A 13165-nucleotide genomic window follows, 5' to 3' on the forward strand; every position below is an offset into this window, starting at 1 on the left:
CGAGCGCCCTGGAGCGGCATATCCTCGACCCATGTCTCCCGCCCTGGCCCTCGGCTTCGCTGCTGCACTGCTCGTGCTCGCGACGCTCATCGGTGTCGCGCTGCGACGCCGTGACGGTCGGCGACGCGACGGCGGCACGCTTCACTTCGTCCCCACGGATGCGGACTCCGCCGAACTCGGGTCCCGGGCGACCCTGGTGCAGTTCAGCACTGAGATGTGCGCGCGGTGTCCGCAGGTGCGCAGGCTGCTCGGCGCATACGCCGCCGAACACGAGGGTCTCCGCCATGTGGAGGTGGATCTGACTCACCGTCCCGACCTCTCGACCCGCTACAAGGTGCTCCAGACACCGACCACCTTCGTCGTGGACGGGTCGGGTGCCGTGCGCGCGCGATTCCACGGTGTCCCTCACCGGCATGCCCTCACCGACGCCCTCGCAACCCTCTGAGCCGAAGAAACGGAGCATCCATGAGCAATCCCGCCGGCATCGACCCCAGAGGCCCCCGATTCGCCGCAGCGATCACCGCGGTGCTGCTGCTGGTGGCGACGTTCCTCGCACTGACGGGGATATCCACAGCGCAGGCGGGTGCCGCGACGTTCGGCTGGTTCGCGTACCAGCCGCTCGCCGATGCCTCCTTCACGCCGACGGGGTGGGCGATCTCCTCCGCCTCCTTCGCGCAGCGCGCTCTCGATCCCGGTTTCCTCCTCACCGCCGTCGCCGCCGCGCTGTTCCTGTGGGGTGTGGTGTCGCCGCGGACCGCTCCCTGGGGCGCGCTGTTCCGCACAGCGGTGCGACCGCGTCTCGCTCCGCCCGCCGAGCTCGAAGACCCCCGCCCTCCGAGGTTCTCGCAGGGTGTCGGACTCTTCGTGGTGGGTATCGGTCTCGTGCTGCACCTCCTCGGCGTTCCGTGGGCTCTGCCGATCGCGACCGCTGCCGCCTTCGTAGCGGCCTTCCTCAACGCGGCATTCGCCTTCTGCCTGGGCTGCCAGCTCTACCTCGTGCTGCAGCGAGCGGGGCTCATCGGCAGGCCTGCCGCCGCCTGAGGCTGTTCCCCGCCCCTCCGCCGCTCGGTAGGCTGGCGACCAGCCGACGCTGCGCCCGCAGTGCGAGAACCGGAGGAATCATGCCTGTCACCAGCGAAGCCGCCAGCACCTGGACCGGATCGCTCATGGAGGGGTCGGGTACGGTCGCGTTCTCGTCGTCCCATCTCGGCACCTTCCCGATCAACTGGAAGGCGCGCAGCGAGGGCAGCGACACGACCACGACGCCCGAGGAGCTCATCGCGGCCGCGCATGCATCGTGCTTCAGCATGGCGCTCTCCCACGCGCTCGCCGAGAACGGCACTCCGCCGGAGCGCGTCAACACCACGGCGTCGGTCACGTTCAAGCCGGGCGTCGGCATCACCGGCAGCCACCTCAACGTCAATGCGACGGTCCCGAATCTCACGCCCGAGGCGTTCCAGGAGATCGCGAACGGAGCCAAGACGGGCTGCCCGGTGTCTCAGGCGCTCTCGGGGATCGATATCACCTTGGAGGCGACACTCGCCTGATCGCGGCGCGGAATCCGTTCAGGGCACCAGGGTCAGCGGCGCGAGAGCCGGATCGCCTCGCGAATGCTGGCCCTGGCGTCTTTCCGGCGGCCCGCCGCGTCCTGGACCACACCCAGCCGATAGCGCGCCCGCCAATCGTCACCCGCCGCATCCGCTTCTGCGGCGTACCGGGCGATCAGCGGATCGGCATCCGCGCGGGCGATCCGCCCGCTGGGCGTCAGTTCCGTCTCGACCGGAGGCATCCCGCCCTCCGCATCGAGGAGGCGTCCCAGACGATCGGCGCCGAAGCCGAACATCATCTCCCGGACCAGCGCCCATGCTCCGATCGGTGCCAGCACGAGCAGGGTGACCCCCATGCCGATGGACACGCCGGTGCCGACCGAGATGAACATCACCGCGAGCCAGATCGCGACGGCGAGATAGAGGAGCAGCGCCGCGGCCATCAACGCGACGCCGATACGCGACATCACGATCGGATGCCGATGTCGATCATGTGCTCAAGACCCACGAACACGCCGTCGGCTTTCAGCGCGAAGGGCACGGCGAGCCGAATCCCCGGGGCATAGGCGAGAGCCGAGTCCACTGTGTCGTGTGTGAAGGTGAGCGACTCCCCCGGGCCGGAGAGGATGACTTCCTGCTTGGCGACGACCCCGGGGCGCCGCAGAGAGTGGACGGGCACACTGCCGACCTGCTGCCCCCTGGCACGCTGGTCCGCATGCGGTGCGCTGACGGGCCCCTGCTCCGCGCGCGCGGTCGCGATCAGTTCCGCGGTCCGCACGGCCGTTCCGCTCGGCGAGTCGATCTTGGTCTCGCGGTGCGCTTCGATGATCTCTGCCGAGCCGAAGAAGGGCGCAGCGGCCGCCGCCAGCGCTGACCCGAGGACCGAGCCGAGAGAGAAGTTCGGGATGAAGACGGCACCGGTGCCGGCCGCCTCGACGAGAGGACGTACGAGCGCGATCCGCTCCGCCGACCAGCCCGAGGTCGCGACCAGCACGTTGATGCCACGTTCGACGGCTGCGCGCACCACCTCGATGCTCACCTGCGGCGTCGATGCATCGACGACCAGGTCAGCACCGTCGATCTCCGCGAGATCGCTGGAAGAGGTCAGCACACGGCTCACCTCGAACCCGTCGAGCTCATCGATCACCGCACCGATGATCGTGCCGAGCTTCCCGGTTCCGCCGACGAGTGCTACCTGCGTGGTCATGCATCCAGTCTATTTCGCGGCCGACAGCGCACGGTCAGGGGCGCGCGGGCAGACACCTCGGATTCCGCGACACCGCGGAGGCGCGTCGGAGCGGGGCGCTCAGACCAGCAGCGCATCGGGGATCCCGGTGCGCAGTTCCACCGGAAGGTGGCCGGTGTCGTTGTGCGTGAGCAGCGTCCACGGCCGCCCCTGCTTCTGAGCGATCACCGTCAGCCCGCAATGGGACTGGTTCAGGGTCATCCACCGCCACTCCGGTGCGGCGAGCACCTCCCGCACGAACCAGGAGATCACGAAGTTGTGGGTGATGAGCACCTCGTGCACGTCTCCGGTCTTGCGCACCAGGAACTCATTGACGGCATCGGACATCTGCGCCCGCCCAGCCTCGATCTCGGCCTCGGTGACGGAACCGAAGAACGGCTCGAACACGGAAGGAGTCTCCTCCGTCATCCCGGTCGGGACGCAGTCGAACAGCAGCGCGGTGGGCTCGGGATCCACCGACGGCAGACGAGCCGCGATCGCCCGCGCCGTCTCGTTCGCGCGCAACAGCGGGGAATGCCAGACGGCGTCGAGCGGGAGCCCGGACAGCCGATCCGCGATCAGCTCCGCCTGACGTTGCCCCCTCGGCGAGAGGGGTCCGTCTGCGAGCCCGTACTCGGCATCCTGATGTTCACCGTGTCTGACCAGATAAATGTAGTGCGTCACAAATCGCTCGCTTCATCGCCAGCATCCGCCGGACCTCTCTTCCACCCTATGTCACGGGCGGCTGGAAGCTCAGTTACCCGCCCGGGTGAGATCGGACACCTGGCTGCGCGAGAGCGAGACACCCGCTCCCTGCATCAGCTCATCGACGTGATCGCTCGCGAACGCGTTGACGATGGGCGCGGCGATCGTACGCTGAGCGAGCAACCAGGCGATGGAGACCGCCGCGACAGGAGCACTCACTTCCTCGGCGACCTGATCGAGAGCGCGCAGGATCTTGATCCCCCGGCGGTTCAGATGACCACGCAGTTGCTCGCCCCGCACACCGCGCGACGTGAGCGCTTTGCTGCGATGCCGACCCGACAGGAATCCGTGCTCGAGCGCGTGAGACGGCGTGACGGCGAGGTTCTGCGCACCGGCCACGAGGCGAAGATCACCCTCGAACGGCTGACGGCGGACCAGGTTGTAGGGAGTGTCGATCACCTGGATGCGCGGGTAACCGGCCGCGGCCAGGATGCGTGCTTCCACGAGTCGCTCCGGGGCGAAGCCGAATGCACCGACCGAACCGATCTTCCCGGCATCCGTCATCCATTCGACGGTCGCCAAGGTGTCTTCGAGGTTGGTCGTCGCGTCGAGGGTGGCATCGAGATAGAGCACATCGATGCGGTCGACACCGAGCCGGGTCAGCGATCCCTCGACGGCACGCACGAGGTTGACCGAACCGAGGCCGGGGTTGTCGGCGTGGGCGCCGATGCGGACGCTCAGGACACTGCGCTCGCGCTGACCGCGCGACCGCAACCATTGCCCGATGATGTGCTCGCTGCGTCCGCCGGAGAAGCCGTCAGCGGTGTGGATGGCGTTTCCGCCGAACTCCACATAGCGGTCGAGAATGCCGTGACTGGTCTCGAGGTCGACGTTCCAGCCGAACTCCGCCGCGCCGAGCATCAGAGGGAACGTCTCGAAACCCGTTTCGCCCAGGGCGACGCGGATGGACTCCCCTATCCCCGGTCCGACGATCGGGATGGGCGCGGACGGATGCTCGGCAACGCCCTGCTTGGCGCCTTCCTCAGACGCTCCTGCGCCTACGCTGAACAACCGCATTCTCTCTCACCCCCGCGTCGATCGGTGCGTGCCGACCTGCGTACCTGCTGGATCTGCACCCCCCGGTGCGTACTTCGAGAGTAAGCGAATTCCCCGGACGCCCCGACCAATCCGGGGAACGGCGCGGAAACTCCAGATAACGATTTGGTCACACCACTGGACGATGAAACCCGGGCCCCCTCTTCGCGAAGAGGCCCGGGTTCCGTTCGAACGTCGCGCTTACTCGGCGGCTGCGTCCTCTGCAGGGGCAGCCTCAGCGGCAGGAGCGTCGTCGAGGACGGGCTCGAGCGAGAGCTTGCCACGGTCGTCGATCTTCGTGATCTTCACGAGGATCTTCTGGCCGACCGAGAGCACGTCGTCGACGTTCTCGACCCGCTTGCCACCGGCGAGCTTGCGCACCTCGGTGACGTGCAGGAGGCCGTCCTTGCCCGGGAGCAGCGAGACGAACGCACCGAAGGTGGCGATCTTCACGACGGTGCCGAGGAACTGCTCCCCGACCTCCGGGTTGGTGGGGTTGGCGATCGCGTTGACCTGGGCACGAGCGGCCTCAGCCGACGGGCCGTCGGTGGCGCCGATGTAGACGGTGCCGTCCTCCTCGATGGAGATCTGCGCGCCGGTCTCATCCTGGATCGCGTTGATCGTCTTGCCCTTCGGGCCGATCAGCTCGCCAATCTTGTCGACCGGGATCTGCACGCTGATGACGCGAGGCGCGGTGGGCGCCATCTCGTCGGGAGCGTCGATCGCAGCGTTCAGGACGTTGAGGATCGTCAGACGAGCCTCACGAGCCTGGGTGAGCGCACCGGCGAGAACCTGCGTCGGGATGCCGTCGAGCTTGGTGTCCAGCTGGATGGCCGTGACGAACTCGCTGGTTCCGGCGACCTTGAAGTCCATGTCGCCGAGTGCGTCCTCCGCACCCAGGATGTCGGTCAGAGCCGCGTAGCGGGTCTCACCGTTGACCTCGTCCGACACGAGACCCATCGCGATACCGGCGACGGGGGCGCGCAGCGGCACACCCGCGTTCAGCAGCGACAGGGTCGACGCGCAGACGGAGCCCATCGAGGTGGAACCGTTGGAGCTGAGCGCCTCGGACACCTGACGGATCGCGTACGGGAACTCCTCGCGGCTCGGCAGCACCGGCACGAGGGCGCGCTCGGCCAGGAAGCCGTGCCCGATCTCGCGACGCTTCGGCGAACCGACACGGCCGGTCTCACCGGTCGAGTACGGCGGGAAGTTGTAGTGGTGCATGTAACGCTTGCTCGTCACAGGCGACAGCGAGTCGATCTGCTGCTCCATTTTGAGCATGTTCAGCGTGGTGACACCCAGGATCTGGGTCTCGCCGCGCTGGAAGATCGCAGAGCCGTGCACGCGCGGGATGACCTGCACCTCGGCGTCGAGCGGACGGATGTCCGCCAGCCCACGACCGTCGATACGAGCGCCCTCCGTGAGGATGCGACCGCGGACGATCCGCTTGGTGACCGACTTGTACGCGGCCGAGAACTCGAGCGGGGCTGCGGCCGGGAGCGAACCCGCCTCGGTGGCCTCGATGAGCTCCGCCTTCACGCGGTCCTTGATCGCGTCGTCGGCGGTCTGACGCTCGACCTTGTCGGCGATCTGGTAGACGTCGCTGAGCTCGGCGAACGCACGCTCGGACACGAAGCTGTAGACCTCGTCGCTGTACGCCGGGAAGACCGGGTACACGCCCGGCTCCTTCGACGCCGTGGCGGCGAGCTCGGCCTGAGCCTTCACGAGCTGAGCGATGAACGGCTTCGCGGCCTCGAGACCCTGAGCGACGATCTCTTCGTTCGGCTTGGTGGCGCCGGCCTTGATCAGGTTCCAGCTGTGCTCGGTGGCCTCAGCCTCGACCATCATGATCGCGACGTCTTCGGTGCCATCGGCCTTGGTGACGACACGACCGGCGACGATCAGGTCGAACACGGCCTCCGCGACCTGCTCGGCGGTCGGGAACGCGACCCACTGGTCGGCGTGCTCGCCCTGGCCGGGGATGAACGCGAGGCGCACACCGGCGACGGGACCCGAGAACGGGAGACCCGAGATCTGGGTCGACGCGGATGCGGCGTTGATGGCGAGAGCGTCGTAGAACTCGCCGGGAGCGATCGACATCACGGTGATGACGACCTGGACCTCGTTACGCAGGCCGTCGACGAACGACGGACGCAGCGGACGGTCGATCAGACGGCAGACGAGGATCGCCTCGGTGGAGGGACGACCCTCACGACGGAAGAACGAGCCGGGGATCTTGCCGGCGGCGTAGGAGCGCTCTTCGACATCGACCGTCAGCGGGAAGAAGTCGAAGCCCTCGCGCGGGTGCTTGCCTGCGCTCGTGGCCGAGAGGAGCATGGTCTCGCCGTCGAGGTACGCGGCGACTGCGCCCTGAGCCTGCTGCGCGAGGCGGCCGGTCTCGAAGCGGATGGTGCGGGTGCCGAAGCGGCCGTTGTCGAGAACGGCCTCGGTGGCGGTGATTTCAGGACCTTCCAAGAGGTCTCTCCTTCTTTGTTTAGACTCGCGAATCCATGTGACGCGCGAGCATGTTCAAAGGAGCGGAACGGAAGGGTTCGGGCGCGCGGGCATTCCCGCGAATCTCGCCTGCGCTGGCCACCAGTAGAAAGCCACCCGACATCTGCCGAGGAACCCACCACAGGGGACCAGCTTCTCCGCCGATCGCTCCATGAGTCGATATGAAATTGTGCGGTTGACAGACATCAACCTCATCCACTCTATCAGCGCGGACCTCGAATCCTGCGAGTCGGCGCGCGACGCGGATCCGCCATCGACCGGCCACGACACGTTCACCCCGTGGATGCCGAAGCGAGGGGGGCATCCGCTGTGGTGGGTTCATGCGCCTCTCCGTCATCGGCTGCGGATATCTCGGAGCCGTTCATGCCGCCGCCATGGCCTCCCTGGGACACGACGTCGTGGGCATCGACGTCGACCGGGACAAGGTCGCCGCGCTCGCGTCGGGCGCTGCGCCGTTCTTCGAACCACGACTCGCCGAGCTCATCGCGCAAGGCCTGTCGACCGGAAGGCTCCGCTTCAGCGCGCGGATGGCCGATGCCGGGGGCGCAGACGTGCACTTCCTCGCTGTCGGCACCCCACAGACCCCGGGTGCGCACTCCGCAGATCTCCGCTATGTCGACGCGGCTGTCGACGATCTGCTCCCCCACCTGCGCCCAGGAGACGTGGTGGCCGGCAAATCCACTGTTCCCGTCGGCACCGCAGGCGAGCTCGCCGCTCGCATCTCCCCCACGGGTGCGACGCTCGTCTGGAATCCGGAGTTCCTCCGCGAGGGCTGGGCCGTGCACGACACTTTGACACCGGACCGTCTCGTCGTGGGTGCCGAGTCGGATGCCGCCGGCGAGCGCGCGGTCTGGATCCTCCGTGACGTGTACGGTGCCGCCGTCGAAAGCGGGGTGCCGTTCCTGGTGACGGATCTCGCGACCGCGGAACTGGTCAAGGGAGCGGCGAACGCCTTCCTCGCCACGAAGATCTCCTTCATCAACGCGATGGCGGAGATCGCGGAGGCGTCCGGCGCAGATGTCACTCTGCTCGCCGATGCGCTCGGCCATGACACACGGATCGGGCGGCGCTATCTCGGCGCGGGCATCGGATTCGGCGGCGGTTGTCTGCCCAAGGACATCAGGGCGTTCGCCGCGCGGGCGGAAGAGCTGGGCCGCGGCGAGGCGGTCGGCTTCCTGCGTGAAGTCGACACGATCAATCTCCGGCGTCGCGATCGAGCCGTGCAGCTCGTCGTGGATGCACTGGGCGGTCTGGTGTTCGGTCGCAGGATCGCCGTGCTGGGAGCGGCGTTCAAGCCCTTCAGCGACGACATCCGGGACTCACCGGCCCTCGACGTGGCCGTGCGTCTTCGCGGTCTGGGCGCTGATGTCGTGGTCACCGACCCCGCTGCCGTCGACAACGCGGCCAAGGCGCATCCGCAGCTGGGCTACGCCCGTGACCGCGACGAGGCGCTGCGGGAGGCCGATGCCGTCGTGGTCGTCACCGAGTGGGATGAGTATCGACGGGACCTCTCGCCGGAGCACGCCGGGGCACTCGTACGGGGCCGGGTCATCGTGGACGGCCGCAACTGCCTCGACTCGACCGCGTGGCGCGCCGCCGGCTGGCAGTACCACGGCATGGGTCGGCGCTGAGCGAGCGGGGTCTCAGGGCACGACCGCAGCGAACGCCGCAGACGGCCGACCGAGGTACACGTAGCCATCGTGCTTCGCGATCCTCCCGTCACCCGCCGCGCGACCGTTGAGGCGGCGCCAGACCCACGGAAGCGCATGCCGTCGCCACCACACACCGGCACCGATGGTCTCATGGTCGTGCATCGCTGCGTCGAGCACCCCGAGCGCATCGGCATCGGGGACACCGAGCACTTCGGCGCCACGGTAGGCGAGGAAACGGTGGCCCCGGCTGCTCAGGTGGACCAGATCCTCGCCCCAGTTCGCGCGCTCGGCCAGCGAGGGGTGCAGATCCGTATCGATCAGGATCGCGCCGGTGCGGGCGGCGATCCCGCTCAACGCGGTGGCGAAGGCGGAGAACCTCCGCGTATAGATCGACGCAGCGCGACGGCCGGGGAGAAAGGGCGTGACGAGGAGCACGTCCGCCCCGATTCCCCGCAGCCGGCGCACGGCGTCCTCGAGCTCCGCGGCGAGCGCGGTGACATCGACGCGGGGCTTCACGAGGTCGTTCGCACCGATCAGGATCGACACGAGGTCGGGCCGAAGCTCGAGTGCCCTGGCCAGTTGCAGTCCGGCGACGTCCCGGACGCGCTTGGACCTGATGGCCAGGTTCGCGTAGTGCAGACCTCCTCCGGCGGCGAGCAGGAGCGCGAGACGGTCGGCCCATCCTCTCAGCGCACCATCGGGGGCCGGATCGCAGAGCCCTTCCGTGAGAGAGTCACCGAGCGCGACGTACCGCCGCCACCGACGGGAGACGATCGTCGCGGGCGGCTCGGGCCGCACGAGGCGACGAGCGCGAGCCCGGGAGTCCACCGCATGCAGCGTCCTCGCCTCGTCGAAGTGGTCGAGGAGCTGGTCGCATACCTTCTCCCAGCTGCGCTCCTGCACGGCTTCGCGCCCGGCCTCGCCGAAAGCCCGCCTCTTGCGCGCATCGCCGGTGAGGTCGGACACCCGACCCCGCAGGTCGTCGAGGTCCCCCGGCCGGTAGAGCCATCCGTCGACGCCCATGCGCACGAGACCCAGCGGACCGCCGCGACCCGTCGCGATCACGGAGACACCGCTCGCATGGGCTTCCTGCAGGGTCTGACCGAATGTCTCGCTCTCGCCGGGGTGGACGAACAGGTCGAAAGATGCCATCGCCGCGGCGAGCGCGTCCCCGTCGAGGTGGCCGAGGAAGAGGGCATCGGGAAGCAGCCCCTCCACCTTCGCTCTGCTGGGCCCGTCCCCCACGATCACCAGGCGTGTGCCGGGGATACCGCGGAGTGCGACGAGGTCTTCGACCTGCTTCTCCGGCGCGAGACGTCCGACGTAGCCGATGACGACGTCGGCGCCCCAGCCGGCTCGGAGCGCGCCGTCGCGTCGCGACGGCTGGAACCGCTCGGCGTCGACGCCCCTCCCCCAGCGACGCACGCGGTCGATACCCAGCGCGGTGAGCTGCCTGGCCGAGTCGGCGGAGGGCGCGAGGGTGATGGTGGCGCGTCGATGCAGGCGGGCGATGTGAGCCTGGGCGATGCCCGTGGTCGCCGCGACCCGATAGCGCTCGGTGTATGCGGCGACGTCGGTCTGATAGGCGGCGACGGCCGGCAGCTCCAGGCGCTCGGCGGCCAGCACCCCACGCCACCCCAATGCGAAAGGGGAAGCGAGGTGCACGACATCGGGCTGGAAGCGAGCGAGCGAGGTGGCGATGCGGTGAGCGCTCGACGTTCCCACCCTCACGTGCCGGTACCCCGGAAGAGCGAGACTCGGTATCGGTTCGACGGGGGCACCGCTGATCTCGGACGGTGCGCCGACGGCCGCGGGCGCGACGACATGAGCTTCATGCCCTCGCCGTTCGAGGTGTCGCAGGATCTGCAGCACCGAGCCGGTGACACCGTTCATGTGCGGAAGGAAGGACTCGGTGACGATCGCTACTCTCACAGGCCCAGGATGACGGTCCGCACGAGCGGGGACGCCCGCAGACGCCCTTCTGCACCGGATGTTCACCGGATGCTGGAGAACGGGTCACCGGCTATCCGTTCTTTGGTTCCCGTTCACCCTCTGGGGGCAGAGTGGGCGACGTGCCGACGGATCTGCTGACCGCCTCACTCGCTGGCCCTTGGAGCCTGGTCCTGATGAGCGTGCTCGTGGTGGGGGACGCCTTCTTCGTCGTGGTGCCCGGTGAGGTCGCGGTGACCGCCCTCGGTGCGATCGCGGTCACGACGGGCTCCCCGCCCCTGTGGGCTGTGGTCGTGTGTGCCGCCGTCGCCGCTGCTCTGGGTGACGCCTGCTGCTACCTCATCGGGTGGTCGGTGGGCACCGAGCGCTGGCGGTGGATGCGGGCACCACGAGTGCTCCAGGCTCTGGATTGGGCTCGCCGCCGCTTGGACGGCGGGATGGCCACGGTGCTGTTCACCGCGAGGTTCGTGCCGTTCGCGCGGCTTGCGATCAATCTGGTCGCCGGGGCATCGCGTGTCCACCCGCCGCGCTACCTCGCGCTCGTCAGTCTCGCTGCGACCGGGTGGGCGCTGTACCAGGCCGCGGTGGGCGCAACTGTCGCGACGCTCGTCCCCGGAGGTCCGCTCGTGGCCGTGCCCGTCTCCATCGTGCTCGCGATCGGGATCGGGGCGCTGATCGACCTGTGCGTGCGTCGCTCCAGAGGGTGACCCACCCGGGCACGTGCCCTAGGCTCGGGTCATGAGCACCGAAGAAGGCGCCTCCTCTTCTGAGGAGATGAAGCGCAAGTTCAAGGAAGCGCTCGAGAAGAAGAACGCGCACCACCGGCAGGGCGAGGCACACCTCGACGGCGATTCCGCCGTGCACAGTGCGAACGCCCCGCAGACGCGGCGCGAGTTCCGACGCAAGAGCGGTTGACCGCGCGGATGCGGGAGCCGGCTCGGCCGGGCTCCCGCATCCCCCACTTCCGTCTCAGCGGCGGTCGGCGCGGAGCCGGGCCCGCTCCTCCTTCGCCGCCATCTCGGAGACCGCCGCTTCGCGGAGCTCCTGCATGTCAGCGGCCTGGGCGCTGCCCACCGGCTCGTGCGCATCGACGCCGTCGAGCAGAGACTCGTCGAAGGGCAGCTCCCCGCTGAGCACGCGTCGCACGCGGTCGCGGTCGATCTGCTTCGTCCACGTGCCGATCAACAGGGTCGCGACCGCATTGCCGGTGAAGTTCGTGAGTGCTCGCCCCTCCGACATGAACCGATCGATGCCCACGATCACCCCGACACCGTCCACCAGGTCGGGGCGGTATGCCTGGAGGCCGCCGGCGAGGGTGGCGAGGCCCGCGCCGGTGACTCCGGCGGCGCCCTTGCTCGCGATGATCATGAACACGAGCAGACCGATCTGCTCGCCGATCGTCATCGGCTGGCCCATGCCCGTGGCGATGAACAGCGAGGCCATCGTCAGGTAGATGGCCGTGCCGTCGAGGTTGAACGAGTACCCGGTCGGAACGGTGATGCCCACGACCGGCTTGGAGACGCCGACGAACTCCATCTTCGCGATCAGCCGGGGCAGCGCGGATTCCGAGGAAGACGTGCCGACGATGAGCAGGTACTCCCTGGCGAGGTACTTCATGAGCGCGAAGATGTTCACCCGTGTGACGGTCCACAGCAGTACCCCGAGGATGACGACGATGAACAGGACGCAGGTGATGTAGAAGGCGACCATCAGCGTGCCCAGGCTCCAGATCGCGGCGACACCGGTCTTGCCGACCACGGCGGCGATCGCACCGAAGGCCCCGAGCGGAGCCAGCCACAGGATCATGCCGAGGATGCGGAAGACGAGCTTCTGGAGCTGCTTGACCGCGTCCATGATCGGGGCGCCACGGTCGCCGAGCCCCTGCAGGGCGAAGCCGACGAGGAGCGCGATGAACAGCACCTGCAGCACGCTCTCACCCGTGAACGCCGAGAAGAACGTGGTCGGGATGATGCCGAGGATGAACTCCTGTGTCGTCTTGGCCTCCGCCTCGACCGCATCGTACGTCGACGAGGCCATGTCGAGTCCGGAGCCCGGGTGGATGATGTTCCCCACGACGAGACCGATCGCGAGGGCGAAGGTCGACATGACCATGAAGTACAGCAGCGCGAGTCCGCCGATCTTGCCGACGGTGGCCGCCTTGGCTATCGACCCCACTCCGACCACGATCGTGCAGAAGATGATCGGGGCGATCATCATCTTGATCAGAGCCACGAATCCCTTGCCCAGCGGCTCGAAAGCCTGTCCCACCTCGGGCCAGACGAGACCGACGACCGCACCGAGCACGACCGCCAGGAGCACCGACACATACAGCCAGGTGTGCCGGTCCCACGATTGCTTCCCTCGCCGCCAGTTGAACTTCGGCAGTGAGAATCCTGTTGTGAGCGCCATCGCGTCCTCCTCGATCATCGACGTCATCGTCCGGTGGGCGGCTGCTTCGCCGCCGATCAGAGTTC

General features: G+C 68.2%; 13 protein-coding genes. 6 read left to right on the plus strand and 7 right to left on the minus strand.

All coding sequences use genetic code 11. The features are described from left to right. Nucleotides 1-31: 31 nt before the first annotated feature. The 3 genes from FFS56_RS01000 to FFS56_RS01010 all read left to right on the plus strand — a co-directional run bounded on the left by FFS56_RS01000 (nucleotide 32) and on the right by FFS56_RS01010 (nucleotide 1547). A complete protein-coding gene (locus FFS56_RS01000) occupies nucleotides 32-445 on the plus strand; it encodes a thioredoxin family protein (RefSeq protein WP_046748471.1) in 414 nt (137 codons plus the stop codon). Between the two features lie 20 nt (nucleotides 446-465). Beyond that, a complete protein-coding gene (locus FFS56_RS01005; RefSeq protein ID WP_046748315.1) occupies nucleotides 466-1041 on the plus strand; it encodes a DUF4395 domain-containing protein in 576 nt (191 codons plus the stop codon). An 80-nt stretch (nucleotides 1042-1121) separates the two neighbouring features. Continuing rightward, on the plus strand, nucleotides 1122-1547 hold the full coding sequence (locus tag FFS56_RS01010; protein ID WP_046748314.1) for an OsmC family peroxiredoxin: 426 nt from the start codon (nucleotides 1122-1124) through the stop codon (nucleotides 1545-1547). 32 nt (nucleotides 1548-1579) lie between these two features. On the opposite strand, the gene FFS56_RS01015 is transcribed toward FFS56_RS01010, so the two are convergent. The 5 genes from FFS56_RS01015 to FFS56_RS01035 form a co-directional block, all read right to left on the minus strand. After that, nucleotides 1580-2014 (minus strand): hypothetical protein, encoded by a 435-nt coding sequence (locus FFS56_RS01015; protein WP_052748741.1) that lies wholly within the window; start codon nucleotides 2012-2014, stop codon nucleotides 1580-1582. After that, nucleotides 2014-2754 (minus strand): 4-hydroxy-tetrahydrodipicolinate reductase, encoded by a 741-nt coding sequence (gene dapB, locus FFS56_RS01020; RefSeq protein WP_058630523.1) that lies wholly within the window; start codon nucleotides 2752-2754, stop codon nucleotides 2014-2016. The genes FFS56_RS01015 and dapB overlap by 1 nt, the downstream gene beginning before the upstream one ends. A 99-nt stretch (nucleotides 2755-2853) precedes the next feature. After that, nucleotides 2854-3456 carry a histidine phosphatase family protein gene (locus FFS56_RS01025; RefSeq protein ID WP_046748311.1) on the minus strand — a complete coding sequence of 201 codons (603 nt, stop codon included), beginning with the start codon at nucleotides 3454-3456 and terminating at the stop codon, nucleotides 2854-2856. A gap of 69 nt (nucleotides 3457-3525) precedes the next feature. After that, nucleotides 3526-4554: an aldo/keto reductase gene (locus FFS56_RS01030; protein WP_218867343.1), complete on the minus strand. Its 1029-nt coding sequence runs from the start codon at nucleotides 4552-4554 to the stop codon at nucleotides 3526-3528. A gap of 219 nt (nucleotides 4555-4773) precedes the next feature. Beyond that, nucleotides 4774-7050: a polyribonucleotide nucleotidyltransferase gene (locus FFS56_RS01035; protein ID WP_046748310.1), complete on the minus strand. Its 2277-nt coding sequence runs from the start codon at nucleotides 7048-7050 to the stop codon at nucleotides 4774-4776. A 359-nt stretch (nucleotides 7051-7409) separates the two neighbouring features. On the opposite strand from FFS56_RS01035, the gene FFS56_RS01040 reads away from it, so the two are divergent. Continuing rightward, nucleotides 7410-8720 (plus strand): UDP-glucose/GDP-mannose dehydrogenase family protein, encoded by a 1311-nt coding sequence (locus tag FFS56_RS01040; RefSeq protein ID WP_127012275.1) that lies wholly within the window; start codon nucleotides 7410-7412, stop codon nucleotides 8718-8720. A gap of 12 nt (nucleotides 8721-8732) precedes the next feature. Here the strand turns inward: FFS56_RS01040 and FFS56_RS01045 are convergent, their stop codons facing one another. Next, entirely contained in the window at nucleotides 8733-10673 is a 1941-nt protein-coding gene (locus tag FFS56_RS01045) for a GDSL-type esterase/lipase family protein (protein ID WP_127012276.1), read from the minus strand. Between the two features lie 140 nt (nucleotides 10674-10813). Between FFS56_RS01045 and FFS56_RS01050 the strand changes: the two genes are divergently transcribed. Both FFS56_RS01050 and FFS56_RS20395 read left to right on the plus strand, forming a co-directional pair. Beyond that, on the plus strand, nucleotides 10814-11398 hold the full coding sequence (locus FFS56_RS01050) for a VTT domain-containing protein (protein WP_127012277.1): 585 nt from the start codon (nucleotides 10814-10816) through the stop codon (nucleotides 11396-11398). A gap of 31 nt (nucleotides 11399-11429) precedes the next feature. Beyond that, nucleotides 11430-11606 carry a DUF5302 domain-containing protein gene (locus tag FFS56_RS20395; RefSeq protein WP_017830923.1) on the plus strand — a complete coding sequence of 59 codons (177 nt, stop codon included), beginning with the start codon at nucleotides 11430-11432 and terminating at the stop codon, nucleotides 11604-11606. Nucleotides 11607-11660: 54 nt separating this feature from the next. Here FFS56_RS20395 and FFS56_RS01055 read toward each other — a convergent pair whose 3' ends face one another. Next, on the minus strand, nucleotides 11661-13100 hold the full coding sequence (locus tag FFS56_RS01055) for a cation:dicarboxylase symporter family transporter (RefSeq protein WP_127012278.1): 1440 nt from the start codon (nucleotides 13098-13100) through the stop codon (nucleotides 11661-11663). Between the last annotated feature and the right edge of the window lie 65 nt (nucleotides 13101-13165).

The organism is Microbacterium sp. Beta, assembly GCF_005502545.1.
Lineage (GTDB): Bacteria > Actinomycetota > Actinomycetes > Actinomycetales > Microbacteriaceae > Microbacterium > Microbacterium oxydans.